Origin of the sequence: Ruminococcus flavefaciens (assembly GCF_900143025.1) — a bacterium.
GTDB lineage: Bacteria > Bacillota > Clostridia > Oscillospirales > Ruminococcaceae > Ruminococcus > Ruminococcus flavefaciens_I.
In genome coordinates, this window is record NZ_FRCT01000001.1 from 174,768 (window position 1) to 200,518 (window position 25,751).

The window sequence follows — 25,751 nt, forward strand, 5'->3', positions numbered from 1 at the left end:
ACATGAAAGGAATTATTTTAGCCGGTGGTTCCGGCACTAGACTGTATCCATTAACGATGGTAACAAGCAAACAACTATTACCTGTATATGATAAACCGATGGTTTATTATCCACTTTCAACATTGATGCTTGCTGGAATAAAGGATATATTAATTATCTCTACACCGACAGATCTTCCTAATTTTGAAAGACTTTTAGGCGATGGTTCTCAGTATGGCATCAACCTCAGCTATAAGGTACAGCCAAGTCCCGACGGACTTGCACAAGCATTTATACTCGGTGAAGAGTTCATAGGCGATGATGCCTGTGCTATGGTGCTTGGAGATAATATATTCTATGGAAACGGTTTCGGAACAATTCTTCGTACTGCAAAGAAGAATGCAGAGGAGAATAACAGAGCAACAGTATTCGGTTACTATGTTCCCGATCCCGAGCGTTTTGGCGTTGTTGACTTTGACAAGGACGGTCATGCCCTTTCTATTGAGGAAAAGCCTGCTGTTCCAAAGAGCAATTACGCTGTTACAGGACTTTATTTCTATCCCGCAGGTGTAAGTGCAAGAGCAAATCAGGTAAAGCCTTCTGCCCGCGGAGAGCTTGAGATAACAACACTCAACGAGATGTATCTCCATGATAACCTCCTTGATGTTCAGCTTCTCGGACGTGGTTTTGCATGGCTCGACACTGGAACAATGGACAGTCTTGTTGAGGCTACAAACTTCGTTCAGATGGTACAGAATCGTCAGGGTATCCAGATCTCAGCACCAGAGGAGATAGCTTTCATCAACGGCTGGATAGATAAGGACGGACTGATGAAGTCTGCTGAGAAATATGGAAAGTCACCATATGGTCAGCATCTGAAAAAAGTTGCAGAAGGTAAGATCAAGTATTAAGGAAGTGTCACTGATGGGAAATTTTATTTTTAATGATACCAAAATTAAAGACGTTTACATAATTGATGTTAAGACTTATGGCGATAATCGCGGCTATTTCATGGAAACATATAAAGAGTCCGATTTTAATGAAGCAGGTCTTGATTATAATTTCGTTCAGGACAACCAGTCAAGCTCGCGCAAAGGTGTTCTCAGAGGTTTACATTTCCAGAAAACTCATCCACAGGCAAAACTTGTTCGTGTCCTTAAAGGAGAGGTTTTTGATGTTGCCGTAGATCTTCGCAAAGGCAGTCTTACATACGGTCAGTGGGTAGGCGTTGTTCTTTCGGAAGAGAATAAGCGTCAATTCATGATACCTCGCGGATTTGCTCACGGCTTTGTTGTAATGAGTGATTATGCAGAGTTTGCTTATAAGTGTGATGAGCTTTATCACCCTGAGGACGAGGGCGGTATCATGTGGAACGATCCTGCAATTGGCATTGACTGGCCTGATGTAGGTAAGATAATTCTTAGTGAAAAAGATAAGGGTCATCCGGCATTGGCAGAATCTAAAATAGAGTTTTAATAGGAGGTAATACCCATGAATATTTTTGTAACTGGCGGTGCTGGTTTCATCGGCTCAAATTTCGTATTCCATATGCTCGATACATATCCTGATTACAGGATAGTATGTCTGGATAAGCTCACATATGCTGGAAATCTTTCAACACTTGAGCCTGTTATGAAGAACCCTAACTTCCGTTTCGTGAAGATAGATATATGCGACAGAGAAGCAATATACAAGCTTTTCGAGGAAGAGAAGCCTGATATCGTAGTTAACTTCGCAGCGGAGTCACACGTTGACCGTTCTATCGAGAACCCTGAGATATTCCTTCAGACCAATATCCTCGGCACACAGGTGCTTATGGACGCTTGCCGCAAGTACGGCATACAACGTTATCATCAGGTATCCACTGATGAAGTATACGGCGACCTTCCACTCGACAGACCTGACCTTTTCTTCACAGAGACAACACCTATCCACACAAGCAGCCCATATTCAAGTTCAAAGGCTGGTGCTGACTTACTCGTTATGGCATACAACCGTACATACGGACTTCCAGTGACAATAAGCCGCTGTTCCAACAACTACGGTCCTTACCATTTCCCCGAGAAGCTCATTCCGCTTATGATAGCAAATGCACTCGCAGACAAGCCTCTTCCTGTTTACGGTGAGGGTCTTAACGTGCGTGACTGGCTCTATGTTGAGGATCACTGCCGTGCGATCGACCTTATAATTCACAAGGGCAAGGTAGGCGAAGTGTACAACGTAGGCGGTCACAATGAGATGAAAAACATCGACATCGTTAAGCTCATCTGTAAGGAATTGGGCAAGCCTGAGAGCCTTATCACACACGTTGAGGACAGAAAGGGACACGATATGCGATATGCGATTGACCCGACTAAAATTCACAATGAGCTTGGCTGGCTGCCTGAGACAAAGTTCGAGGACGGCATCAAAAAGACGATCAAGTGGTATCTTGAGAACCGTGAGTGGTGGGAGACTATCATCAGTGGTGAGTACCAGAACTACTATGAGAAGATGTACGGAAACCGTGCAGAGGTGTAATATATGAAAGCATTCGTAACAGGTGTGGGCGGACAGCTCGGACACGATGTGATGAATGAGCTTGCAAAGCGTGGATATGAAGGTATCGGCAGCGATATTTTGCCGACAATTGATACAAAATATCCCTATGTACAGCTTGATATAACCGATGCGGCAGCAGTTGAAAAGGCAATATCAGAGGTAAAGCCTGATGTTGTGGTACACTGTGCAGCATGGACAGCAGTAGACGCTGCCGAAGATGAAGAAAATAAGCCGAAGGTCAAGGCTATAAATGTTGACGGTACACAGAATATCGCCAATGTATGCAAAAAGCTTGATTGCAAGATGATATACATTTCAACTGACTACGTATTCAACGGACAGGGAACAGAACCGTGGCAGCCTGACTGCAAGGACTATGCTCCGCAGAATGTATACGGACAGTCAAAGCTCGACGGTGAGCTTGCTGTGGCAAATACTCTCGACAAGTACTTCATCGTTCGTATCGCATGGGTATTCGGTGTGAACGGCAAGAATTTCATCAAGACTATGATAAACGTCGGCAAGACTCATGATGAAGTGAGAGTTGTATCCGACCAGATAGGTACACCGACATATACACTTGATCTTTCAAGACTTCTTGTTGATATGGCAGAAACTGATAAATACGGTTACTACCATGCAACAAATGAAGGCGGATATATCTCATGGTACGATTTCACAGTTGAGATATATAGGCAGGCTGGAATGTCCACAAAGGTAACACCTGTAACTACAGCAGAATACGGACTTTCCAAGGCTGCAAGGCCTTTCAACAGCAGACTTGACAAGTCAAAGCTGGTTGAAAACGGTTTTAAGCCGCTTCCTACTTGGCAGGATGCACTTCGTAGGTATCTAAGCAGTTTGGACATATTAATACAAAGTGGTGGATGAATGATATGATGAATATTATTATTCCTCTTTTAGCAATTGTAGTGTTAACTGGCGCAAAGAAAAATATAGATATAAATACAAGTCTTGATAAAAAGCAAACTGCATCAATCAATGGTTTTTTTGTAATAATGGTTTTTATTCGCCATTTTTATCAATACATTTCAAAAAGCAAGTTTGACGTTTTGTCAATAATAGATTTGGCTACAGGTCAACTTATCGTTGTTTCTTTTATGTTCTTTTCAGGATATGCGCTTGTTAAACAATGGCAAAAAAACAAAAGATACATTGATAAAATCCCTCAAAAAATAATATCACTTTATCTAATCTTTGGCATTACAGTAGTATTGTTTCTAACGATTGGAATAATATCAGGAAATAAGTACGACATAACAACAGTGGCATTATCTTTTATAGGTATGAGATCTGTCGGAAACTCAACATGGTATATTGTCGCAATACTTTTTATGTGGCTTTTCTCTTATATCGCATTTAAACAAAATGTAATGCATCCAATTTACTTGTTATCCATTTTTATAATCTCATACATTATTCTTATGTCGCAAATAAAGGAAGCGACTTTTTACAATACAGTTATTGCATATTTATTTGGAATACTTGTTGCATTTTATGAAAAAATGATTATTTCTGTACTTAATAAAAAATATTGGCTTTGTTTATTATTGGATATATTATTAATTGGGGTATGTTTTTATCTTCAGCGTTACTTTGTCGTTTATGAGATAATGGTCTTATTGTTTTGTACTTTTTTACTCTTATTCAGTTTAAAAGTAAGGCTGTATAACAATGTTCTAAGTTGGCTAAGTAGATACACCTTAGAAATATATTTGATTCAAAGAATTCCTATGATGATTGTACAAGGGAAGATTAAATACAGCATTGTTTATTTTGTGATATGCGTATTGCTAACTCTTGGCTTAGCATTGTTATGGAAAAAACTCTATACCTGTATAAGTAGTACGGTATCGAATATTATAAAACATAGAGGTGGAATATCAAGTAATGAAAGCAATAGTTAAAAACATTGTAAAAAAAACGATTGGAATGTTGTTATCGGTAAAATATAATTTATCAATCAAGTTTAATTCACCAATTAAAGGGCAATATGGTTCTTTAAGGTTTATATCTGATTATTCATTAAAGCAGTTTAAAAAAATAAAAAAATATAACGATGAAAAAAACGTTTCTGTAAATAAAATGAAAGAAAAGATTAAATTTGGCTTTGTAGTATATACAAGTTCAATGTGGAATGTAGATGAATTATATCATTTACTAAACGATAATGAACGATTTGATGTGGATATAATAGTTGTTCATATTGATGTCGAGAACAAGGAATCAGTTAATAAAGAATATACTAAGACGATTCAATATTTCAGAAATCTCAAATACAATGTTATTGAAGCAAGGAATATTGATAATATCAATGAATATGATGCATTATTTTATCTAACCCCTTCGCCTTTAAATGAACAAATAATTAATTTGATTAATCTGCCTATGTCGATTATTGTTCTTCATACATCATATAGTTACATGTTAGCTGGAAATATGCTTAAACTTGATGTTGGTATGTATCACTGGTCTTTAAGATTCTATACTGATTCGGATTATTATAATGGTCTTATTAGGCAAAATGAGAAATATACAGGAAATGCTAGGTATTTAGGATTCCCAAAAATGGATCAGTATTATGTTTCAGAAAAACGCCAATTAAGCGCAAAGAAAGTAATAATATATGCTCCCCATCATTCTGTAAATTATAAAAACTTTAAGTCGGCAACATTTGAAGAAAACTATCAAGCCATTTTGAAAATTGCAAAAAAGTATTCGAAAAATACTTATTGGATATATAAACCGCACCCACTTTTAAGGGGAAATAGCGTTCTAGCAGGGCTGTTTAAAACAGTTGAAGACTATGATGCGTATGAAAATGAATGGCAATGCTTAGATAATGCTGAAGTTGTTAATGAAGGCGATTACTTTTCAATTTTCAAGGGATCTGATGCAATGATTACTGATAGCGTTTCCTTTCTAGCTGAGTATCAATTCACGCATAAGCCTTTACTCTTGTTGGAGAGCGGTAAGGAAAAATACAATGAATTTGGAGAACAAATTTTAAGTATTCTATATAGATGCCCTGGCGAAGATATAGATACTATTGATGCATTTGTTAATGATACTATTTGTGAAAAGGATGAAATGTATTCTATTAGAAAAGATTTTTTTGATAAAAATCTATCTTATATGAAAGATGGAGTAACCGCAAATAGAAAGATTTATGATGATATAAAACAGTTATTAACAAGCGAGGCGGCTGTTTGATTAATGAAAAAAATAATTGAGAAATATAAAAGTATGCCTATACAATTAAGAGCATCGATTTGGTTTTTAATGTGCTCTTTTTTGCAGAAGGGAATTTCAACAATTACCACACCGATTTTTACGCGAATCCTGTCGCCAGATGAATATGGCTCATTTGGAACATTTAATTCGTGGTATAGCATTATTTATATTATAGTATCTATGAACTTGGCTAGCGGTGTCTACACCACGGCAATGGTTAAGTTCAGCGATGATAGGAATATTTTAGCCTCGTCATATCAAGGTCTAACACTATTTTTATGTTCTGCTTGGACAATTATTTATTTAATAGCAATAGATTTTTGGAATAATCTTTTCTCATTAACAACCGTTCAAATGCTATCACTTCTTTTGATGGTTTGGACTTCTTCGGCATTTTCGTTGTGGTGCGTTGAACAACGTGTTAGTTATAGTTATAAGAAATTGGTTCTTGTAACTGTTATTGTATCGTTTGCAAAACCAATTCTAGGCATTATACTTGTTTGTAATTCTGACGATAAGGTTACAGCGAGAATAATTGGCTTGGCAATAGTGGAACTATTTGGTTATTCAGTTTTGTCTATATATCAAATGGCTAGAGGTAAGAAGCTGATTTCAAAAAAGTATTGGGCCTATGCTTTCAAGTTTAATCTTCCGTTGATACCTCATGCTCTATCGCAAACTGTATTAAGTAGTGCTGATAGAATAATGATAAAAAATATGGTGGGTGAACGGCAAGCAGGTTTTTATAATCTTGCGTATAGCATTTCCTTAATAATGATCATATTTAATACCGCTTTGTCTCAGACGCTAGCTCCATGGACATATCAGAAATTGAAATCAAATAAAGCTGAAGATATCAATGGAATTGCGGTTTTTTCTATGGGAATGATTGCTTTATTGAATCTATTGCTGATTTCTTTTGCACCAGAAGTAATTAGGATTTTTGCGCCAAGTGAATATGCTGAAGCAGTTTACGCAATCCCACCAGTAGCAATGTCTGTTTTCTTTATGTATTTGTATGATTGGTTTGCTCGCTTTGAATACTTTTATGAGAAAACATACTATTTATTAATCGCAAGTATTTTGGGTGCTGCTCTAAATCTATTGTTGAATTATTTGCTTATTCCAATTTGTGGCTATATAGCTGCCGGATATACTACTTTGATTTGTTACATGGTGTATAGTTTTATGCATTTCTATTTTATGCGAAGAATTAGCCAAGAACAATTACCTGGGCGAAAAATCTATAATATAAAGCATATATTATTGATTACAAGCATATTTATGCTTTCAAGTTTTGGCTTGTTGTTGACTTACAAACATATGATAGTAAGGTATTGCTGCTTAGTTTTTATACTTGCGGAGGTTTTCATTAATAGAAAGATAATAATAACTAAGTCAAAAGAGCTGGTTAATATACGAAACAAGAAATAACGAATAAATTGGAGGGTTTAATGTCTGATTATATATTCCTTTTTGATATGGACTCAACTATAACACGTAAAGAAGTTCTTCCTGAAATATCTCGAAGAATTAATAAACTTCCTGAGATGCGAGCTTTAACAGAAGCAACAATGAGAGGTGAGATACCATTTAAGACGAGTTTTTTAAATAGAGTCAAGATTTTAAGCGATATCTCTGTTAAGGAAGTAAATAAGATTGTTGCTGAAGTTCCATTAAACCCAATGATAGCAGATTTTATTAAACAGAATAATGAAAGATGCTACGTTGTAACTGGTAATCTTGATGTATGGATTAGTGGATTGATGCGAAAGCTTAATATGGAGAATCATACATACAGTTCAAAAGCTGATGTAGTTGATGATAGAATCTCAAAAGTAGTTAGTGTCATTGATAAAGAGTTGATGGTTAGGCAGTTCGTTCAGCCTATCGTATCAATTGGCGATGGAGATAATGATTCTGGAATGGCAAGGAGAGCTGATATTGCTTTAGGATTTGGCGGTGTTCGTAATATCGCTCCCTCTCTTCTTAGAAACATCGATTATGCTTTCTATCAAGATGACAAATGCGCTGAGTTCTTATGGAAACTTCTATAGGAGGAGTAGTATTATGAGTAATGTCAATATAGCGACGCCAAAGAATACTACGGTTGTTATATGTTGTGCTGGAATGGGTACCAGATTGGGAATAGGAACAACTAAAGCATTGGTAGATATCTGCGGTGTTCCACTGATTATTCGTCAGCTGCAACTTTTACAGGATTTCGATGATATTAGAATTGTCGTCGGATATCAGGCAGAGAAGCTAATAAATGTGGTAAATGAATTTAGAAAAGATATTGTTTTTGCTTTCAATTATCAATATGAAACCACAGGTGTTGCTGATAGTTTAAGAAAAGGCCTTCTTGGAGCAAGAGAATATACAATTATCTTGGATGGCGATACGTTAGAGAACCCTAGCGATTTTCAATTATTTCTGAAAACAGAGAGTGAATGTGTTGTATTATCTGAATTATCTTCTGCTGAACCTGTTAAGGCTGAGATTTCAGATGAAAAGGTCCAGAGATTGTCAAAAACAGAAGGATCAAAACAATGGCCAGGCATGGCAAAGGTTATGACTGAGAAACTAAAGAGCGATTCTTCACATGTATACGGAGTGTTGAATGAAATCATGCCTTTTAAGTCAATTTTTGTTAGAACACGAGAAATTGACACACCAGAAGATTATGAACAGGCTATTGAATGGTTTGAGAATGGCTGTATGTAGTTTGAGAATGGGAGGAATAATGTAATGAGTGATAATTTAGTTATAGGTGTATTAGGAGGAATGGGGACTTATGCAACAATTCATTTATTTGAACAGTACGCAGAAGTTTTTAAAGCCGAAAAGGAATGGGAGCGTCCTCGCATTGTTATAGATAATAGGTGTACTATGCCTAGCAGAGTGAGGGCGTTTTTATATAAAGAAAACGTAGATCAATTAGTTTGTGAAATGGCCGAGTCTTTGAACAGTTTAAAAGACACAGGGTGTAACAGAATTATTCTTGCTTGCAACACTTCACATTTGTTCTTGCCTTTGATATATCAGAAATATCCAGATATTCAAAGTAGTATAGTTCATATAATTGAAACTTGTGTGAACCGTATTAAATCTGATGGGCTAGAAAAAGTTTTTCTTCTTGGTTCTGAAGGAACTATAGAGTCTCATATCTATCAAGACGCTCTTGAAAAAGTAGGAATAACATGTGTTGTTCCTGAACAAAGTGAATATGCTATGTTGCGCGATTGTATAGAGGCTGTTAAGCAAAACAAATCTTTTGATGTTGTAAGAGATACATTTTTAGAGCTAGTTAATAGGTATGACAGCTGCATTTTAGGATGTACTGAGTTGCCTATTTTATATGATGCATTTATTAATGATGTAAGTTGCAAGAACATTTATGACCCGTTGATGTTAGCTATTCAAAAACTACATGAGGAGTATGAAAATGAGTAAGATTTTAACTTTTGGTGTTTATGATTATCTGCATTTAGGACATCTTCGCCTTTTTAAGCAATGTAAACAGCATGCTGATTACCTTATTGTAGCGGTTCAAAATGGAGATTATATTAAAAAGTTCAAGCCTGACGCTGAGGTATTATACTCAACTGATGAACGTGTTGAAATGCTTGAAGCGTTAAGGATCGTTGATAAAGTTGTGGTATATGATACAGTTGGAGTTAATGCACTTGAAAAAATTGATTTTGACATACTTGCTTTAGGTGAGGATCATATAGGTGCTAGGTTTGATGAGATGACTGATTGGTGTAATATACATGGAAAACAGGTTGTAAGGCTTAAGCGCACACCGGGGGTTTGTTCTTCTGATATTAAAAAGAAATTCAGATAAATGATTGAGCATTTTAAATATACTTGCGTATACAAAATGAAAAAATCCTCCAATCTAATATGTGATAATACATAATATAGGAGACAACAATATGAAAAAAATCTTAGTAATCCTAGCAGCAGGCATAGGATCACGATACGGAGGCGGAATAAAACAATTAGAGGCTGTAGATGATCAGGGGCATCTTATTATTGATTATTCGATTCATGATGCCATAGCTGCTGGTTTCAATAAAATAGTGTTTATTATCAGACATGATATTGAAGAAGATTTCCGTGAAAGAATTGGAAAGAGAATTAAAAATATAGCTGCACCATTAGGCGTTGAACTTGAATACGCTTTCCAGGAAGTATCTTATTTACCACAAATGTCGAATGAAGATATGGTGAGGTTATCATCTCGAACTAAGCCTTGGGGAACAGGACATGCTGTTTTGTGTGCTGCCGATTTTATAGACGCACCATTTGCAGTAATCAATGCGGATGATTATTATGGACAGGAAGGATTCAAAAAAGCTGCTGAATTCCTTGATAATAATGATTATGCATTAGTAGGCTATGTTTTAAAGAATACCCTTTCCGAAAACGGAGGTGTAACAAGAGGTATCTGCACTGTGGATGATGACAAACTTGTTTCTATATCTGAAACGAAGAATATTGTAAAAAACAAAGATTCCGCAGAAGCTGATGGAAAGAAATTAAACTCAGATAGTCTGGTATCAATGAATTTCTGGTGTTATCCTCAGATGTTTTTGGATGTACTCAAAGAGAGCTTTCCTCGTTTTCTTTCTGAGTTAAACGATCCTATGAAGGACGAATATCTTTTGCCGGTTATAGCAGATCAGATGCTGAAAACCGGTGTGAAATACAGCGTTCTTCCGACAACCGCTCAATGGTTTGGAGTTACATATAAGGAAGACAAGCCAATTGTGGTAGAAAATATACATCAGTTGCATAGCTCCGGAGTATATAAAGAAGACTTGTATTCTGATTTGATGTAATAAAAATAGTGGTAATAAAGGCGGTGCTGCAGGGAGTTCTAAGAGAAATAACTTAGGATTCTCTGCAAATAGACTTAGAAATAATTCATTTTGATCCGGGTGCTGATGTGGCAATTATACACTTAGCATCTGAATGAGAGTGAAACTTTAATACATTCAAACACACATTCAATTCATACTGCCCATATTTTAAGGAGGCAAAAATAATGAGAACAAAATCACATGATCCATCGACAGTAAAATCAACAGTAATACGCCTCCGGGTAACGCAGGCAGAAGCAGAGCTGTTTAAGACAAAGGCAAAGGAAGCAGGATGTAAATCAATCAGCGAGTACATCAGAGTAAGATGTCTTAATGAAACTGTTGTAGGCAATGACGCTGCTAGACAGGAATAAAAAAATCCTCGGAGAGAAATGAAAGAAATCACAACACTTCGAGGATTGTTTGTATAGCTGTGCTTTAGCGATTAAAACCGTAACGGTTTAAGGTGTAAATGTAATGCAGTGCCTACATAAAATCTTATTCTGTTACTATTAGCAGTGTGATAAAGCCATTATAGCTTCCTCAACTGAATTTATCAACATCGGTCTTCTCAGTTCACAAACCATAATATTAAATGGATCTCCGGTCTCCTCACCATGCATTAAGCAGTCTGGCTCTGCGGTTTTGAGTCAGGTTAGAGCTTGATTCAGACCTGAAAGAGTATTCGTTGAAATTGTCAAGAAAAGTGCAGTCATAAAATACCCAAAATCTTGGATAGGCCGGAGTCAGGCAGCGTGATGAGTAAGCTGCTTTGAAGTTCTTAATGCCACAGGTGGGAGGCCGCCTTCATTGAAGCTGTTGATCCTTTGTGTGTTGTAGTAGGTGAAGATGTATCTGAAGATGACAGTTTTGACCTCTTCACGTTTCATTCTGTAGATCGGGATCTGATACAGTTTTTCTTTTTTCAGCGTGGCAAAGAAGCTCTCCATACGGGCGTTGTCATAGCAATGAGCAGTGCCGCTGAGGCTTTGAATGAGCCCATTAGTTACAAGCTCCCTGCGGAAGGCGTAGCTTGTGTACTGGCAGCCACGGTCACTGTGGAGAACACTTCCTTCCAGTCTACCGTACTTCTCACGCAGCTGTTTTACGGTGTCTATGCAAAGTTCCTTCTTCATGTTATCACGCATTTCAAGAGCTACTTCATAGTCGTTTTCCCTTTCCGGTTTTGTTACTTATATTCTACCAGATTTTTGGGCGTTTGTCGACTGCTCTTTCAGTATAACACTTCACTTTCTGAAAAAACAGGTATTAGCCGTACAATGTTTACCAGACTGGAACAGGAGAATTTCAGTCCATCAGTTGATCAGCTGCTGTGTCTTTCAGAGGTACTTGATTTCGATTACAGAGACCTCTTCGAGGATGACACTGTTGAGGTAAAGCCTGTGGAGCGTAAGAAAATCGCTGTAGCAGGAACTGGCTATGTTGGACTTTCCCTCGCAGTTCTGCTTTCACAGCATAATGATGTTACTGCAGTTGACATAGTTCCTGAAAAGGTCGAAAAGCTGAATAATTGGATATCTCCTATACAGGATGACTTCATTGAGTAATATCTTGCTGAACATGAGGAGAGAAAGCTTTCTCTCAAAGCTACTACAGACGGCGAGTCTGCATACAAGGACGCAGACTTCATCATTGTTGCAGCTCCTACAAACTACGACCCTAAGACAAACTATTTTGATTGTTCTGCTGTTGAGGCGGTTCTGGAACTTATCAAAAAGGTTACTGGCAAAAAGAAGAAAAAGCCGACTATCGTTATCAAGTCAACAATTCCTGTAGGCTATACAGTTCAGGTTCGTGAGAAGGTTGGCATGGATAATATCATTTTCAGCCCCGAGTTTCTGAGGGAATCAAAGGCTCTCTACGATAATCTCTATCCTTCACGTATCATAGTAGGATCAGATGATAAGAACATGGCAGAAGCAGAAGTGTTCGCAAATCTTCTCGTGCAGGGGGCTATCAAGACAAATATTCCTGTTCTCTTTATGGCAACAACTGAAGCTGAAGCAGTAAAGCTCTTTGCTAATACATATCTCGCATTACGTGTAAGCTACTTCAATGAGCTTGATACATATGCAGAAGTTAAGGGACTTAAGACTCAAAATATCATCAAGGGTATCTGTCTGGATCCTCGTGTGGGTGATTACTATAACAATCCGTCATTCGGTTACGGCGGATACTGTCTACCAAAGGATACAAAGCAGCTTCTTGCAAACTATCAGAATGTACCGCAGAATATGATGTCAGCTATAGTTGAGTCCAACAGAACCAGAAAGGACTTCATTGCTGATCGTGTTCTTGAAATGGCTGAGTATTACAGCTATGATAGTAATAATGAATTTGACAGCAGTAAAGAGAAAAATGTTACTGTTGGCGTATATCGTCTGACAATGAAATCAAACTCAGACAACTTCCGACAGAGTTCTATTCAGGGCGTTATGAAGCGTATCAAGGCTAAGGGTGCAAATGTTATCATCTATGAGCCTATACTTGAAAACGGCAGTACATTCTTCGGTTCAACAGTAGTTAATGATTTGAAGAAATTCAAGAAGAAATGTGGCTGCATCATTGCTAACAGATATGACAGTATTCTCGATGATGTAGAGGAAAAGGTTTATACAAGAGATCTGTTCAGAAGAGATTAATATTAGTTCAGAAATGCCCTGATACCAATCAAAAAAGCTGTCTGTTGGCAATAAAAAAGTGTCATACTTGTGTCAGGACAACTACGAAGGAAGGCAGTGGATCAAAAGTAGACAAAAAAGAAGACTCCTCGGAATTGCCTATATACGGTTAAAAATCAGAGAATGCATGAAATTGTTAAATAAATTTTCAACCATTCGTAATGAGCAGGTCGCAGGTTCGAGTCCCGTCACAAGCTCCAGACAAAGAATTGCCTGAATAACGGATTTATACCGATATTCAGGCGATTTTTTATATTCTGAGTACAGCCATGATTCTAAATTTGCACTTAAAAAATGAAGAAAAATTACACGATTTTCTATAGAAATCACACGGGCTGTCACACGAAAATCAAGTTTGTAAAGAGTGACGAAGGTGCTATCAAACCAAAATTAATAAGTCTGTAACAAGGTATGTGTTACGGTGGTCATCTGTCATTGTTATTAAATAAAGAACGAATTATAGTATATTATTTATCAAGTAACCAATTTATTATACCTTGTTCGCTTAGAAAAGTCGAAAGTTGGAAATACAGTTCCAACTTTATCCGAAAACGCATAGAGTTGGAATTCTGTTTTACATTAATAAGATATAAAGTTTTTCAGAATAGAATGAAAATGCTTATTTTTTTATGGCGGTCGCACTGAGACTCGAACTCAGACATCGAAATACTCCGATTACTCACAGTTTAGCAAACTGCTGCCTTACCAGTTAGGCTTATGCGACCATTGGTGACGGATGTGGGGGGTGAACCCGACATTTAGAAGTTGAGAGCCTCTTGTCCTGACCGATTAGACGAATCCACCGTATGTCTCCGCTCAGAAAAAAACGGAGATTTGTATTGGTGGGCAAGGTATGAGTCGAACCTACGGTGTATCAAAGTCACGGATTTACAGTCCGCTGCAATCGCCACTATGTATACTTGCCCATGTGGGGTAATCGAAGAGAATCGAACTCTCATTTTCAGAGCCACAATCTGACGTCCTTCCATTAGACGACGACTACCTGGTGACGGATAGGGGGATCGAACCCACTATTTAGAGATTGAAAGCCTCTTGTCCTGATCTGTTAGACGAATCCGCCATAAGGAATCGTGAAACTGCACCGGACTTGTTTCTGAAATTGCTGCGCCCTGCACAAGAATAATTACAATTCTTCCAATTTGCTGGACTCTGAAATCATCATAGACTATAATATAGCTACTATGAAATTGGAGGTGCTTCAAATGTTAGCAATACCCGAATTGGCTATGCCGAGAACACGAAAGGTCACTACCGTATGTAACGGCAGGCGTGAGGTCTGGACGGACTACGAAGAAGCAAAGGCATATTTCCTTGAAATGATGATGACCGCCGAGGGCGAGGAACGTGACCGTGCAGAGTGCGTTTACATTCAGCTCATACATGGACTTGATGAGTGTTCGGACGAGGACAATTAACAGAAATGGCTCAGAGCATTTTTCGGCTCTGAGCCATTGTCATATCTGTGAAGTCACAGTTTCATTTATTTCTCCTATCTTAGCGGAACGAGAGGGAGTTCAATAGGTTCATTGCTGCTATTGGAGTGAGTATTGCTCGTTGTGATAACGTCCTCGGTATCAAACTCCACGATTTCTATTCTTGGCGTAGTATATTCTTCTTTCATTCGGGATTCTCCTTATGTCACTATCTCAGGGGTACTAACGGCAGCTCTATTGGTTTATCGCTGTCGGTTGTATCGGACGGCGTATCCTGCACCGCCTGTGTGGTTGCTTGCTGAACAGGCTTTGTCGTAGCTGCCGCAGGCTTTGAGCCGTCCTGCCGTGCCTTTGTTGTTACAGGCTCGGCAGAGCTGTTTGCTTTGGTTGTGACAGTATCATTGCCTTGCTTGTTCACAGATTTTGTGGTGGCTTTTTCTGCTTTGGCAGATAAATCCGCCGTTGTTTCGGTGGTTTTCGCAGTTGTAGTAGTCTGTGCCGTAGGGGATTCGTTATTTTCTGTATTCTTTTCAGTCTGCTCTGAGGAGGAATCACTTATCGACGCAGTCGTTGTTGTACTCTCCGCAGAAGTATCCTCCGCTGATGAACTGCTTTCGTTGTGGCAGCCTGTCAGCAGAAGCGCCGACAAAAGAAGAATGGGTAATAGTCTTTTCATAAATGCTCCTTGTATAGCAACAGGCAGTCGCATGGACTGCCTGCTGTGTTTCGATTACTGCTGTTCAAGTTCATTGCTTGTGGTAATTACGTCCTCGTTATCGAACTCCACGATCTCCATTTCGGGAGCGATGTACTTTTCCTTGTTCATTTATAACACCTCCTGTTTTAGGGTATATCCTTTCAATTCAGAAAGAACAGGATTTGTAGATTTAAAATTCAAGATTTAAAGCGGGACGGACAACATTCTCATAATCTACATAGTTACCACCCGTCTCGACGCCGCCGTCCTCATAGACGAACGCCGCAAATTCAGAATCGCAGCCGGGCGACCGCAGCCACCACCAAGAGTCGTTGGTTCTTATACTGCTGTTAATGTCGTCAAGGGCATTTGCTTCGTAAATACTGAGCAGGTAGATGTAATCATCGGTTTCATTTCCGCCGCTTGTGTTAAAGTCAGGATTGTTAGGATTGCTGTTATGCGTTGATACGATCTTTGCCTTATCCTCATCACTAAAGCTGTTGTAGAAATCACCGTTCAGATATGTTCGCAGTGAGCAGGTTTCCCATGTTACGTCTGTATCGCTATCGTTGTACTTTCTGATTTCAAGGTTGTCTTTCATCAGAAGTGTGACACCATTATCGCTCTTGCCGATGATATACCAGTTATAGTTGCCGAATGTTACTACATCACCTAAGCTTTTATCTGCATAGGGGTTGGCGGGTGCAGTATAGTTCTTCGCCGCCTCATAATACGCCATGATTGCCTTCGCCATGTTGACATTCTTCTGGCTTGCACTGCCGTTAGTCAGTACTCGGTTGCACCATGAGAGTGCGGAGAACTTGTAATCTGTTTCGCCGACCGTGATCGTCTGCTCGTCAGCAAGGTTCTGGGGGAGCAGTCCTGTAACCTCATGATAGGACGGATAATCCGCCTTTGTAGCGTTTATCGTGCTTTCTGTGCCTGATTCATCTCCCTTGACATACAGACGAGCCGCCGTCTTTGAATCAAGCACAAGGGAGAGCTTGGCAGCATCGCTGTCAAATGTTGCTGCATAGGCAGAAGTGTCGGGATCATAGCTTTCAAATCCGTCTGAATAGCCTGAACCTGTGCCATAGAAATACTCGGAAGACGCATTGCCGAAGTCTTTTGTTGCAGTGATGAGGGCAGATGTTTTTTCATCTGCTCCGCTGAATGCAGGTGACGACAGATACTGTGTAATAGAATAATCCTCAATGGTATCGACTGTATCGCTGCCCTTGCAAAGTGTCGCAGTAATATCCTTGTCGATGTCCTTTGCGTAAACGTGCGTTGTCGCATAGTATTTGCCCTCAGTTGCGTTGTACGCAAGTGCCGAGGATTCATCTACGCAAGCACCTGTGAAGTTCACCGTGTATTCAGCCGCAGCCGTATCATCTGCGATACCGTCAACGTAGAAATTCAGTGCGAGGTCATCACCGAGAGTAACGCTTGCATTGGAGAATGCAATAGCTTCAAACACTGCATTTACAGTTACAGCGTTGTCAGGCATGTTAAACGAATAAGTACCGTCCAGATTATCTGTAACATCAACATTACCGTCATTTACATTTATGCTTTTGAAATTGTATCCAACAGCAGATGAGGGTGTCAGCGTAACATTCGCTCCTGCAACCATTTTATTAGGCAGTTTTCCGCTGTATATCTCCGAACCGCCACGGCTGGCAGTTGCAGAAACAGTACCGCCGTTTGTCGGCGTGATATTGGTGCTGATGTCATATCTTTGCTCTAAGATATATGGATCGTCTTCAGTTCCAGAACCACCCACTATCATACTTCTCATGGTTGTTTCGTCAAGATAGAACATAGGTCTGATGTAGCGTCCGCCGTATGTTGCGCCGCTGTAGCCTGCGGAAACAGTATTCATACTTGAACGTACAACTCTTGCACTGCCAGAGTCTCTCATAGTTCTTAGCCAATAAATACTTGCTATCGAGCTGGGATTACTGATAACACCAGCTTTTGTGTAATATAAACTTCTTAATCCGTCAAGTCCGTCTAAAGTCGGGATAGTAAATTGATCTGTTCCGTCACCGTATGTAGATGAGCTGTCGATTGTTTTAACAAGAGCTAATTCACTTGCTGTCAGACCTAGATCAGTAGCAAAAGTACCACCCGAATCAATATCAAGCCAACTATGAATATCGCTTGTGCTATATGTTCCATTAGCTCCGAATCTTGAAGCTTTAAGAACATACTTGCTCATCATCATTGAGCCATTGGTGTTGGTTTTTACGCAAAACCAGTCAACATCATATCCGTTGTATGAACCCATACGGACATAGAAAGTCCATTTTGCATAATAGGTCTTATCGCCTGTATCCTCTGCGGATATTTCGGTTACGGGCAAGCCGGTGAAATTGGCATTCGTAAACCAACCCTCGAACGCATAACCTTCCTTTGTTACATCAGTCGGAAGAATTGCGCCTGTACCCTCTGAATAACTTGTTATGTTACCGCTATTGATTGTTCCGCCATTGGTATTGAGCGTAACTGTGCTGCTTGCAGCGTGTGCGACAATACCTGTTTGTCCGAAAAATTCTCCTGTCCCAACGTTCGCAGGCGCAATGCCCACTACAAGAACTGTGGCAAGCACGAATGCCGCCGCTTTCTTCCATGTGTGTTTCATTTACTCATTCCTCCTTAATGAAAAGTGTGGTGATAACACAAAAAGCGCACCCCACAGGAAACACTTATCCCATGTGATACGCTTGTATTACCATATTAATTTGTAAAAGGGCATAGTTAGCCGTTGATGTGCTGTGCTGTCGCATTGTAACACGGTATGGCATAACTGTCAACCCTTCCCCCTAAAATTCACAGAAAGTTTACATATCGTAATAAACCATCTGTGTATATTATTATTATATCACATCATATAAAAAATGCAAGTGCTTGCTCAAAATTTTTGACCTAATATTGCAAATTGGTGAATATATTGCTGATTATACGAATCGTAAATGCCAAATATAGAAAAGGAGCTGTTCGACTTATCGGGAACAGCTCTGGCTATTACAGCAAATTATTGATATATTGCATTTATCATCGAATTTGGTTCGGCTTGTCATTTTGGGGTTGCTTTGTGGTTATTTGACATTACATAAATAAGCACTGCCCCAATGCGGGGCAGTGGCTGTCATAACTATATCATTTTATTCTGTCTATCAGCTTTTCAATTTCCTTTACGAATTCTTCCGGTTTCTGGTCGGATATGTCATGACCTGCGGGGATATTCACTTCTTCGCAGTTGCCGAGGCTCTTACAGTATTCACTTATTTTTTTTCTGTGTTCTTTATTCTCTTCACTTTGGCTTTCTTCAAAAAGCTCCTGCGCAAGTTCTTCATCGACCTCGCCGTAGAGGAACATCAGGTATTCTCTTGCATCTTCAAGCGTTTCATAATCGTTTGTTATGTACACCTTAGGAATGTCGTTTGCCTGTATGGAATCCCACGCTGTTCTCATATTGACATTGTAGTTCCTTACTTCTCCGTAATTGGGGACAGATGCCTTCTCGAATGCCAGAGCGTCTTTTGAGTATTCGCCGTACTCGTCATATTCTTCTGCAAATAAAGCATTCTTCACTGTCGTCCATCCTGTCTTGTTGGCGAAAGTGCCGAATGCGACTAGAACGTTTCGCATTAATTTCGGAAAGCCTTCTTCGGGCATTTCTTCATTAGCTGTGCTGATGCTGTTACGGAATATAACTCCCGAAACTTCTTCGGGATATTTGTTCTCCCAGTATGTCACATATGGGCCGCTCATGGAATGAGCCATAAGTATGTACGGTGCTTCGACACCTGCGTTTTTCAATGCGGTACGTGTGCTTTCAACTATATACTCTGTTGTGACATCTTTTTTTGTCTCGCCCGATACGCCGTAGCCCGGACGGGTCACAGCAACAATAGATATATCATCATCGAGATACCCGGATAGTTTCTTCATTTCAATAGGTAAGGTGGCATCCCAGCTTCCAGGCATTGAAATGATCTTATACTTCCCGTCACCGAAGATATTTACGTTCATGTCGAAGTCGCCTGCGGAAACAAGATTAACGAAGCCGTCCGCTTTAAGAATATCCATATTCTTTTGACGCAATGACTTTTTCATGAAGGCGAAGATGATCGTTAAAATAACAAAGAGAGTCAGCAGAACAAGGAACATCCGGCCGATCACCTTAAAGACCTTTTTTATTACTTTTTTCATAATAATCTCCTTTTATGAATTATCAAATGATTTCTGAGCCAATGACTCTGTGAAACTAAGAATTATCTGGAATAAACGGAATCAAAGTCTTCGCCTTTGTTCAGTTTATCGAGTAATTCCAGCAAGCCTTTCTGCTGATGCGTATCCATCCAAACGCTTACCTCATGTTTCGCATTCAGATAACGGAAACGCCTGTCCTCTAAAGGATCTGCATAAAATTCAGAACCTGTATCCATATCTTCAAGGGGAACCGTGTTTTTTCCGTTATCAGTCTGTTCAATCCACGCCTTCAGCCCATATTGCTCACGATAATCATTTTGCGTGGCAAGTCCCTCATCAAACCATGTGGGAATACTTTTCAGTGCTTTCACATTAAGACGAGTGCGCAGCTCTGCATGAGTGAGTTCATGTGCTATTATGTCGATATTAAGGTATTCATCTGAAACAGAAATGTAGTTTTTCTTCGTATATGAGGTTTTCGTATCATGATCTCCGTCAAGCTTTGAAAGCAGCTTATCATCATCGCAGAAAATTATGATCGTTGTATCGGTACATTGTAATTCTCCGAAAAATGCTCTGTCCCGTTCCAATGCTTCTTCCGTGAGCTGAATAGCTTCTTTGATATTACCGGAATAGTTTTTGTTGACATAAATATTATCTGCTACTTTTTCAAAGGAACTGCGGTACGGAACTGACATTCGATATCCTAACCCCGTAAATTGAAAAATATAGACAGCCGCCAATAACAACAGCAGTATCAAAGAAATGCAACAGCATAATATGATTTTCTTTTTCTTTGATTTTATTTTCATATTTATTTCGTCTCCTTTTGTTTACAGTATCGTCCGTGAGTTTTGCAGACTCCGTTTATGTTTTTCAGTTCTGCTACATTCATCAGAACATATCCAGCAGAAAATCCCATATCATGTGCAGAGCCACGGGAATGAGAATATTTCTGCTTTTCAAAAAAGTTATACTGAATATGATACTCAGAATGATGATATAAACAAAACCGAAGTGAAGAAAAGCATCTCCCAGTATGCCTTGCATGGTCCATGTCGGGATATGTATTGCCACGAACATCAGTGAATTCAGCAGTATCGCCTTCCACTGATTCTTTTTGTTCTTGCCGACCATAGCATTTAGCAGCCAGCCGCGGAAGACCATTTCTTCTGTGATGCCGACAAATGAAAAATCTATGACCTGTTCTGCACCAAAATCGCTGCTTAGAGATAATGAACCTTTCATATGATACGCACTGACAAGAGGATAGAGCACAAAGAGCAAGAATACGGGCAGATAATGCAGCCATTTCACCTTTGTCGTAAACATCTCTTTGAGCCCGATATAGACATCGTCTTTGTAATGATGTACAAGAAGTGCTGCCGGAAGTATCCATACAAGATTTTTGATAACAACCTCTTTTACGATCTCTGAACTGACTATTCCAGGAATAAGGTCATTTATGACAGGTTTTCCGAAAAATTCATATAGTGCCCATATTGTGTAAAAAGCAATGATATAAATGATGAGTGCTTTGTTTTTTGATATATTTTTTTCAGTAGTTCCCATATTGATTTCTTATCCTTCTGGTTTATGCAACTATTATATCACTTGACATAACGTCAATGTCAAGCATGTATTTTTAAAATATAATATTTGGGCTATTTATACAGATGTACTCATGAGGGTTTGTCAAAAATGCTGTATGACGTTACATTGATTGACATTCACGGTATTTCTGTTTCAATTATACAGCAAAAGATATTAAGAAGTACTTAAGAGATATGAGGACTGCTCAAAGACCATGTTTGTTAGTGCTTTCTCAACTATAGTACTGGGATCTCTATTAGGGCGTATCCATTCCTTTAAGTCCTTCTTATCCAGTATAAGCGGCATACGATCATGGATATCTTTTACAGTGCCTGTTGCTTCTCGCGTCAGTATTGAGAATATAGGTATCTGCATACCTCCATATTCCTCATATCGGTATACACAAACAAATAGCTTAACCACGCGGTTTATGGACTGCGTGGTTAAAATTTTATATGCCGTTTTTCTCTAAAAATGTCATTTTGGTTCTTACGTAAGAACCAAAAATATGAGTATTTTCTTCCAGTACACTATTTGTCCAAATAGGCGTTTGGTTCTTTTTGGTTCTTACGCAATATAAACCACAATAAAAAAGGCAGCAGCCAGAGATAATACTTCTCCGGCTGCTGCCAATTTGTTATGCGGATTTACCTTCTTTTTTCTTTTAGAACAATGACAGATCCATCGATTCCGTTGACATCTCGTTTGCTCTCTGAATAACATTGGTATAAATATCATTCGTTAAAAACCGATCATAATAAGGGGCAAGTTCTTTCAGAAATATTGGGAGAAGCTGCACCTTTTTCTTATTATTAAATCCACTATTTTTTAATATGCAATTACAATCATATCTTTTTAACTTTTTATGATATATAATGATATTGTTGAAAGGGAAAGCGGCATGAATAAAGATAATACAATGTCAGTATTATTCATTCTAATTTTTATCGGCAAAGGAGGGTGGTATAACGGTCTGCGGCTATTAATTGCGCTTAACAGGGACGGAAATAATCTGGGGCCTTGTTGCATAAAGAGTTCATATGCAAAACAACAGGATCAGAAAGGGAAAGTGATCAATATGTCAGATTCGTATAATACAAACAATATGCTTCCTAAGAATGTAATGATCGAGGACTGCAAAGGAAACAGAGACACAGAAATTATTACCCACCAATTCAAAAATGGAAGGCTGTTTCTGGTGGGAACAATAGACCAGAGAATGGCTGTGGATTTCATATCGGCAATGCTCGTGCTCGCAGAAGAGCAGAAAGATGTTGAGATCATCATTGACAGCCCCGGCGGAGAGGTTTCTGCGGGACTTATGATATACGATATCCTGAAATCTTATAAGTATAAGATAACGATGTACTGTACCGGGTTTGCGGCAAGTATGGCGGCGCTAATCCTTGCAGGAGGACAAAAAGGCAGACGCTTTATTCTTCCGCATTCACAGGTAATGATACATGAACCGCTTATAAGCAGCGGTTTCGGCGGTTCAGCTACATCTATTGAGAAAACAGCACAAAGTATTCTTGAAACAAAGGCTGTGCTCAATAAGATACTGGCTGAGCATACAGGCAGAAGCGTTAACGAGATAAACAAGGCAACTAAGGACGACAATTTCATGACATCGGAAGAAGCTGTACAATTCGGGATCTGCGACGAAATAAGAAGCATATTCTGAGAAAGGCGGACGATGTGATGAACAATTCAAATAAAAATAAGCTTTTCACCGCGCATTGCGATAAATACGGCATTCTGCCAAACGGTGAACTGTTTGATCTGAACAGTATCAAGACCAGACGTAACAACAATATATCCATATTCGGAGCTTCGGGTGCAGGCAAGACCCGAAGTTTCGTTATCCCGAATATCCTGTCTGCCGTAAACAGCTATATAGTATCCGATCCAAAGGGTAATCTGTATGCCCAATATGCAGATCTAATGAGAAAAAACGGATATAAGGTAATACATATAGATCTTATACATCCCGAAAGCTCGGACAAATATAATCCGCTGTGCTATGTGCATGATTCGGACGACGCCTGCAAACTGGCAACCCAGATAGTTAATCTCGGATACGGCGGTGCTAAGGGTACAACGGATCCGTTCTGGGACAGAGCAGCAGAACTGCTGCTGAAATCTCTCATAGGGCTTGTAATGGAAGATTGCCTTGAGGTCGAACACTCCATTAACAGCATTTCAGAACTGCTTACAAAAATCGAATTTGAAGACGATGAAGAGTTCTCGCTTAACAATTCGGAACTCAACCGGATATTCGAGCGTCACGCATCGAGGTACCGAAAGCCGTTCGAGAACAGCTGGGCGTATGACCAGTATCTCAAATTCAAGGCAACACCTCCGCGTACTCTGGCTTGTATAATTATCACTATACAGGCAATGCTCGGCCCTTTTTCTTCAAAGGGACTCAATAAAATGACTTCAGGTTTGGAAACCATTGATCTCAAAGCTATTGGAAGGGAAAAAACCATCGTCTTTCTTGGCATCAGCGATACCGATCGTTCAAAGGATCTTCTTGCAAATATTTTCTACAGTCAGGCAATGAACGAGCTTTGCAATTATGCGGATTATAAGTGCAAAGACAGCCGCCTGCCTGTACCCGTAAGGTTTATACTGGACGATTTCGGAACCAACTGCCGTATTTATGGTTTCGAGAACATGATATCAAATATCCGTTCAAGAGATATATCGGCAGCGCTTATATTACAGTCCGAAGCTCAGCTGAAACATGGCTACGGTGAAAGTTCGCATACTATTATTGACAATTGCGATACCATAATATATATGGGCGGAAATGACGTTCAAACAGCCAAAATGATTTCTGAAAGGTGCAATCAGCCGCTGCAAAAGATTCTGAATATGCCTATTGGTACTAACTGGACGTTCAGACGCGGCGAACAGCCGAAGTATTCGGAAACAGTCGATCTCTCCGAGTATCGTATCGTAGAAAAAGGCTACAGGCAAAAGACAGGTTAATATGCATTGTGTGCTCAACAGCTGCCGCAAGACAGTTGTTGGGCACATTTTATTATAGCTTAAAAAGTGCGTCCTGTATAAACACATAATTGCGTAGATGTATAGCATAATGCGATTTTTCGACTGAGCCGACTATATAAAACGTCAATATGATATGTATTTGCATATTAAATGTCTGTTCATGGGTAATAATCACCAAACCGCGATTTATAGGGGTTTTTTTGAAAAATGTATTGAATTTTTCCTGTTCGTATGATATAATATATTCAGTTAGTTACATGGACCGTTTGAGAATATATCGTACAGTATTGATATGTGCTCTAATATGAAAATGTGTTCTTTCTCAATAATCAAATGAAAGGGAAGAATCACTTATGAAACTAGCTACAACTCCGTATCAGCTAACAATGTTCATAATGATCGAGCAAACCAAAATTGCGATCATTAACAGCAACTTAGTTGATCTGCAAAACACCCCAAACCTTACTGCAAGGTTGAATCAACTCCTCTTTGGAGCTTATAAGGCATTAGAACCTGAAGGAGAACTGTTCTTTGACTATGGCGACAAAGAGATCTACTCAATTACCAGAATAGCTAACGGCAAGCAAAATGTAGGTTACGCATTAAGGGAATTGATCGAATACGGTAAATACAATTTCGATGGTCACTGGAGATTGTATGAACCTATATCAGAAGAAGGTTTCCAGTATATGCTTGACAACTACATGGAGCCCACAGAGGCCGGCAAAATGATCAGCTATATAAAGGATGTGATCTACAATGACGAGTTGATAAGTAATGAAGACAAGGACGCTTATAAGAAGCTGCTTGAAGAGAAGAAAAGGGCAGAATTCTTGTACAAGGCTTTGATCGAGATAGCTTTAAGAGCAAATATCAAGACTTCTGAGCCAAGCTGTGCGATCCTTGAAGCACGTAATAATCTGTCAGCAATGTCTGCAATTCAGTGCAGGGCATTGGATTACGAGATGGAAGCAGAGAGGGATAAGTCCAGAAAGAAAGGCAAAAATCAGAAAAAATCAGATAAATATTCTGATAAGTCCTGAGATGAGCCTTCATATAAAGGCTCCGCTGCTGCAAAGAAAAGAGTAAAAAACTCATAATGAACAGAACACGCTTTCAAAAAACGGTCGGCCGAATATGAGGCTGTTTTACTGTTGTATGGCAGCCTCATGAAAGGTTTAAACGCTGCCGTTTTGTATGAAAGAAACGATATATTGGAAAAGTATTAAGGAAAGGCTGGAAAATAAAATGATATAAGTCGATAGTATTCATAGTAAAAATTGAAAATGAAAAATTTTTATTGTTAATTGTATGGCCGTCAGTATCTGCAAGAAATTTTCGATATTAAGGCCGAAAATGGAGATTATGTTATTAATATTTTAGAATCATACGTATCCGCCTGTTATTATTAAAGAAAGTC

25 protein-coding genes, 5 tRNA genes and 1 pseudogene are annotated in these 25,751 nt (G+C 39.1%); 18 read left to right on the forward strand and 13 right to left on the reverse strand.

The window, feature by feature from the left end; genetic code table 11:
• The first annotated feature begins 2 nt into the window (after nucleotides 1-2).
• From rfbA to BUB28_RS00830, 13 genes are all read left to right on the forward strand, one after another.
• On the forward strand, nucleotides 3-890 hold the full coding sequence (rfbA, locus tag BUB28_RS00770; RefSeq protein ID WP_072947788.1) for a glucose-1-phosphate thymidylyltransferase RfbA: 888 nt from the start codon (nucleotides 3-5) through the stop codon (nucleotides 888-890).
• Nucleotides 891-903: 13 nt separating this feature from the next.
• Entirely contained in the window at nucleotides 904-1,455 is a 552-nt protein-coding gene (rfbC, locus tag BUB28_RS00775) for a dTDP-4-dehydrorhamnose 3,5-epimerase (protein WP_072947790.1), read from the forward strand.
• A gap of 15 nt (nucleotides 1,456-1,470) precedes the next feature.
• Nucleotides 1,471-2,499 (forward strand): dTDP-glucose 4,6-dehydratase, encoded by a 1,029-nt coding sequence (rfbB, locus tag BUB28_RS00780; protein WP_072947792.1) that lies wholly within the window; start codon nucleotides 1,471-1,473, stop codon nucleotides 2,497-2,499.
• A 3-nt stretch (nucleotides 2,500-2,502) separates the two neighbouring features.
• A complete protein-coding gene (gene rfbD / locus BUB28_RS00785; protein ID WP_072947794.1) occupies nucleotides 2,503-3,411 on the forward strand; it encodes a dTDP-4-dehydrorhamnose reductase in 909 nt (302 codons plus the stop codon).
• Nucleotides 3,412-3,416: 5 nt separating this feature from the next.
• Entirely contained in the window at nucleotides 3,417-4,448 is a 1,032-nt protein-coding gene (locus tag BUB28_RS00790) for an acyltransferase family protein (RefSeq protein ID WP_072947796.1), read from the forward strand.
• On the forward strand, nucleotides 4,432-5,754 hold the full coding sequence (locus BUB28_RS00795) for a CDP-glycerol glycerophosphotransferase family protein (protein WP_072947797.1): 1,323 nt from the start codon (nucleotides 4,432-4,434) through the stop codon (nucleotides 5,752-5,754). The genes BUB28_RS00790 and BUB28_RS00795 overlap by 17 nt, the downstream gene beginning before the upstream one ends.
• Before the next feature lie 3 nt (nucleotides 5,755-5,757).
• A complete protein-coding gene (locus BUB28_RS00800) occupies nucleotides 5,758-7,209 on the forward strand; it encodes a lipopolysaccharide biosynthesis protein (RefSeq protein WP_072947799.1) in 1,452 nt (483 codons plus the stop codon).
• A 20-nt stretch (nucleotides 7,210-7,229) separates the two neighbouring features.
• Complete coding sequence (locus BUB28_RS00805; RefSeq protein ID WP_072947800.1) at nucleotides 7,230-7,832, forward strand: HAD-IB family phosphatase; 603 nt, start codon at nucleotides 7,230-7,232, stop codon at nucleotides 7,830-7,832.
• Nucleotides 7,833-7,845: 13 nt separating this feature from the next.
• Complete coding sequence (locus tag BUB28_RS00810) at nucleotides 7,846-8,502, forward strand: NTP transferase domain-containing protein (RefSeq protein ID WP_072947802.1); 657 nt, start codon at nucleotides 7,846-7,848, stop codon at nucleotides 8,500-8,502.
• A 24-nt stretch (nucleotides 8,503-8,526) separates the two neighbouring features.
• Nucleotides 8,527-9,231: an aspartate/glutamate racemase family protein gene (locus BUB28_RS00815; protein WP_072947803.1), complete on the forward strand. Its 705-nt coding sequence runs from the start codon at nucleotides 8,527-8,529 to the stop codon at nucleotides 9,229-9,231.
• Nucleotides 9,224-9,625, forward strand: a complete 402-nt coding sequence (locus BUB28_RS00820) for an FAD synthase family protein (RefSeq protein WP_072947805.1) — start codon at nucleotides 9,224-9,226, stop codon at nucleotides 9,623-9,625. Before BUB28_RS00815 ends, BUB28_RS00820 begins: the two co-directional genes overlap by 8 nt.
• Before the next feature lie 91 nt (nucleotides 9,626-9,716).
• Entirely contained in the window at nucleotides 9,717-10,625 is a 909-nt protein-coding gene (locus BUB28_RS00825) for a sugar phosphate nucleotidyltransferase (RefSeq protein WP_072947807.1), read from the forward strand.
• 206 nt (nucleotides 10,626-10,831) lie between these two features.
• Nucleotides 10,832-11,020, forward strand: a complete 189-nt coding sequence (locus BUB28_RS00830) for a plasmid mobilization protein (RefSeq protein WP_072947809.1) — start codon at nucleotides 10,832-10,834, stop codon at nucleotides 11,018-11,020.
• 372 nt (nucleotides 11,021-11,392) lie between these two features.
• Here the strand turns inward: BUB28_RS00830 and BUB28_RS00840 are convergent, their stop codons facing one another.
• Entirely contained in the window at nucleotides 11,393-11,782 is a 390-nt protein-coding gene (locus BUB28_RS00840) for an IS3 family transposase (protein ID WP_207647068.1), read from the reverse strand.
• 144 nt (nucleotides 11,783-11,926) lie between these two features.
• Here BUB28_RS00840 and BUB28_RS00845 point away from each other — a divergent pair.
• A pseudogene (locus BUB28_RS00845) lies at nucleotides 11,927-13,309 on the forward strand (nucleotide sugar dehydrogenase).
• 669 nt (nucleotides 13,310-13,978) lie between these two features.
• On the opposite strand, the gene BUB28_RS00850 reads toward BUB28_RS00845, so the two are convergent.
• The 5 genes from BUB28_RS00850 to BUB28_RS00870 form a co-directional block, all read right to left on the reverse strand.
• Nucleotides 13,979-14,073: transfer RNA gene (locus BUB28_RS00850), tRNA-Ser, on the reverse strand.
• Nucleotides 14,074-14,075: 2 nt separating this feature from the next.
• A tRNA-Glu gene (locus BUB28_RS00855) sits at nucleotides 14,076-14,152 on the reverse strand.
• 36 nt (nucleotides 14,153-14,188) lie between these two features.
• A tRNA-Tyr gene (locus tag BUB28_RS00860) sits at nucleotides 14,189-14,274 on the reverse strand.
• A 3-nt stretch (nucleotides 14,275-14,277) separates the two neighbouring features.
• Nucleotides 14,278-14,351, reverse strand: a tRNA-His gene (locus tag BUB28_RS00865).
• A gap of 1 nt (nucleotide 14,352) precedes the next feature.
• A tRNA-Glu gene (locus tag BUB28_RS00870) sits at nucleotides 14,353-14,429 on the reverse strand.
• A gap of 142 nt (nucleotides 14,430-14,571) precedes the next feature.
• Here BUB28_RS00870 and BUB28_RS00875 point away from each other — a divergent pair.
• Nucleotides 14,572-14,784: a hypothetical protein gene (locus BUB28_RS00875; RefSeq protein WP_072947812.1), complete on the forward strand. Its 213-nt coding sequence runs from the start codon at nucleotides 14,572-14,574 to the stop codon at nucleotides 14,782-14,784.
• Between the two features lie 74 nt (nucleotides 14,785-14,858).
• Here the strand turns inward: BUB28_RS00875 and BUB28_RS17480 are convergent, their stop codons facing one another.
• The 7 genes from BUB28_RS17480 to BUB28_RS00905 all read right to left on the reverse strand — a co-directional run bounded on the left by BUB28_RS17480 (nucleotide 14,859) and on the right by BUB28_RS00905 (nucleotide 21,736).
• Entirely contained in the window at nucleotides 14,859-14,990 is a 132-nt protein-coding gene (locus BUB28_RS17480) for a hypothetical protein (RefSeq protein ID WP_278290176.1), read from the reverse strand.
• Between the two features lie 20 nt (nucleotides 14,991-15,010).
• Complete coding sequence (locus BUB28_RS00880) at nucleotides 15,011-15,478, reverse strand: hypothetical protein (protein WP_139277484.1); 468 nt, start codon at nucleotides 15,476-15,478, stop codon at nucleotides 15,011-15,013.
• 211 nt (nucleotides 15,479-15,689) lie between these two features.
• Nucleotides 15,690-18,146, reverse strand: a complete 2,457-nt coding sequence (locus BUB28_RS00885; protein ID WP_072947816.1) for a DUF6273 domain-containing protein — start codon at nucleotides 18,144-18,146, stop codon at nucleotides 15,690-15,692.
• Nucleotides 18,147-18,664: 518 nt separating this feature from the next.
• Nucleotides 18,665-19,720, reverse strand: a complete 1,056-nt coding sequence (locus BUB28_RS00890; RefSeq protein ID WP_072947818.1) for an alpha/beta fold hydrolase — start codon at nucleotides 19,718-19,720, stop codon at nucleotides 18,665-18,667.
• A gap of 62 nt (nucleotides 19,721-19,782) precedes the next feature.
• Nucleotides 19,783-20,418: a gluzincin family metallopeptidase gene (locus tag BUB28_RS00895; RefSeq protein ID WP_081373341.1), complete on the reverse strand. Its 636-nt coding sequence runs from the start codon at nucleotides 20,416-20,418 to the stop codon at nucleotides 19,783-19,785.
• A 196-nt stretch (nucleotides 20,419-20,614) separates the two neighbouring features.
• Entirely contained in the window at nucleotides 20,615-21,292 is a 678-nt protein-coding gene (locus BUB28_RS00900; RefSeq protein ID WP_072947820.1) for a CPBP family intramembrane glutamic endopeptidase, read from the reverse strand.
• A gap of 195 nt (nucleotides 21,293-21,487) precedes the next feature.
• Nucleotides 21,488-21,736 (reverse strand): SOS response-associated peptidase family protein, encoded by a 249-nt coding sequence (locus BUB28_RS00905; RefSeq protein ID WP_347497184.1) that lies wholly within the window; start codon nucleotides 21,734-21,736, stop codon nucleotides 21,488-21,490.
• 655 nt (nucleotides 21,737-22,391) lie between these two features.
• Between BUB28_RS00905 and BUB28_RS00910 the strand changes: the two genes are divergently transcribed.
• The 3 genes from BUB28_RS00910 (at nucleotide 22,392) to BUB28_RS00920 (ending at nucleotide 25,374) form a co-directional block, all read left to right on the forward strand.
• Nucleotides 22,392-22,997 carry a ClpP family protease gene (locus tag BUB28_RS00910; protein WP_072947824.1) on the forward strand — a complete coding sequence of 202 codons (606 nt, stop codon included), beginning with the start codon at nucleotides 22,392-22,394 and terminating at the stop codon, nucleotides 22,995-22,997.
• Nucleotides 22,998-23,014: 17 nt separating this feature from the next.
• Nucleotides 23,015-24,310, forward strand: coding sequence for a VirD4-like conjugal transfer protein, CD1115 family (locus BUB28_RS00915; RefSeq protein ID WP_072947825.1), 1,296 nt, complete (start codon nucleotides 23,015-23,017; stop codon nucleotides 24,308-24,310).
• A 374-nt stretch (nucleotides 24,311-24,684) separates the two neighbouring features.
• A complete protein-coding gene (locus BUB28_RS00920; RefSeq protein ID WP_072947827.1) occupies nucleotides 24,685-25,374 on the forward strand; it encodes a hypothetical protein in 690 nt (229 codons plus the stop codon).
• Nucleotides 25,375-25,751 lie beyond the last annotated feature (377 nt).

Coding starts and splice junctions, on each gene's coding strand:
- BUB28_RS00900 (WP_072947820.1), bottom strand. CDS start 21,292: ATGGGAACTACTGAAAAAAATATATCAAAAAACAAAGCACTCATCATT.
- BUB28_RS00820 (WP_072947805.1), top strand. CDS start 9,224: ATGAGTAAGATTTTAACTTTTGGTGTTTATGATTATCTGCATTTAGGA.
- BUB28_RS00840 (WP_207647068.1), bottom strand. CDS start 11,782: ATGAAGAAGGAACTTTGCATAGACACCGTAAAACAGCTGCGTGAGAAG.
- BUB28_RS00825 (WP_072947807.1), top strand. CDS start 9,717: ATGAAAAAAATCTTAGTAATCCTAGCAGCAGGCATAGGATCACGATAC.
- BUB28_RS00805 (WP_072947800.1), top strand. CDS start 7,230: ATGTCTGATTATATATTCCTTTTTGATATGGACTCAACTATAACACGT.
- BUB28_RS00810 (WP_072947802.1), top strand. CDS start 7,846: ATGAGTAATGTCAATATAGCGACGCCAAAGAATACTACGGTTGTTATA.
- BUB28_RS00890 (WP_072947818.1), bottom strand. CDS start 19,720: ATGAAAAAAGTAATAAAAAAGGTCTTTAAGGTGATCGGCCGGATGTTC.
- BUB28_RS00830 (WP_072947809.1), top strand. CDS start 10,832: ATGAGAACAAAATCACATGATCCATCGACAGTAAAATCAACAGTAATA.
- rfbC (WP_072947790.1), top strand. CDS start 904: ATGGGAAATTTTATTTTTAATGATACCAAAATTAAAGACGTTTACATA.
- BUB28_RS00790 (WP_072947796.1), top strand. CDS start 3,417: ATGATGAATATTATTATTCCTCTTTTAGCAATTGTAGTGTTAACTGGC.
- BUB28_RS00880 (WP_139277484.1), bottom strand. CDS start 15,478: ATGAAAAGACTATTACCCATTCTTCTTTTGTCGGCGCTTCTGCTGACA.
- BUB28_RS00875 (WP_072947812.1), top strand. CDS start 14,572: ATGTTAGCAATACCCGAATTGGCTATGCCGAGAACACGAAAGGTCACT.
- rfbD (WP_072947794.1), top strand. CDS start 2,503: ATGAAAGCATTCGTAACAGGTGTGGGCGGACAGCTCGGACACGATGTG.
- BUB28_RS00920 (WP_072947827.1), top strand. CDS start 24,685: ATGAAACTAGCTACAACTCCGTATCAGCTAACAATGTTCATAATGATC.
- BUB28_RS00910 (WP_072947824.1), top strand. CDS start 22,392: ATGTCAGATTCGTATAATACAAACAATATGCTTCCTAAGAATGTAATG.
- BUB28_RS00815 (WP_072947803.1), top strand. CDS start 8,527: ATGAGTGATAATTTAGTTATAGGTGTATTAGGAGGAATGGGGACTTAT.
- BUB28_RS00795 (WP_072947797.1), top strand. CDS start 4,432: ATGAAAGCAATAGTTAAAAACATTGTAAAAAAAACGATTGGAATGTTG.
- BUB28_RS00885 (WP_072947816.1), bottom strand. CDS start 18,146: ATGAAACACACATGGAAGAAAGCGGCGGCATTCGTGCTTGCCACAGTT.
- BUB28_RS17480 (WP_278290176.1), bottom strand. CDS start 14,990: ATGAAAGAAGAATATACTACGCCAAGAATAGAAATCGTGGAGTTTGAT.
- rfbA (WP_072947788.1), top strand. CDS start 3: ATGAAAGGAATTATTTTAGCCGGTGGTTCCGGCACTAGACTGTATCCA.
- BUB28_RS00915 (WP_072947825.1), top strand. CDS start 23,015: ATGAACAATTCAAATAAAAATAAGCTTTTCACCGCGCATTGCGATAAA.
- rfbB (WP_072947792.1), top strand. CDS start 1,471: ATGAATATTTTTGTAACTGGCGGTGCTGGTTTCATCGGCTCAAATTTC.
- BUB28_RS00895 (WP_081373341.1), bottom strand. CDS start 20,418: ATGTCAGTTCCGTACCGCAGTTCCTTTGAAAAAGTAGCAGATAATATT.
- BUB28_RS00800 (WP_072947799.1), top strand. CDS start 5,758: ATGAAAAAAATAATTGAGAAATATAAAAGTATGCCTATACAATTAAGA.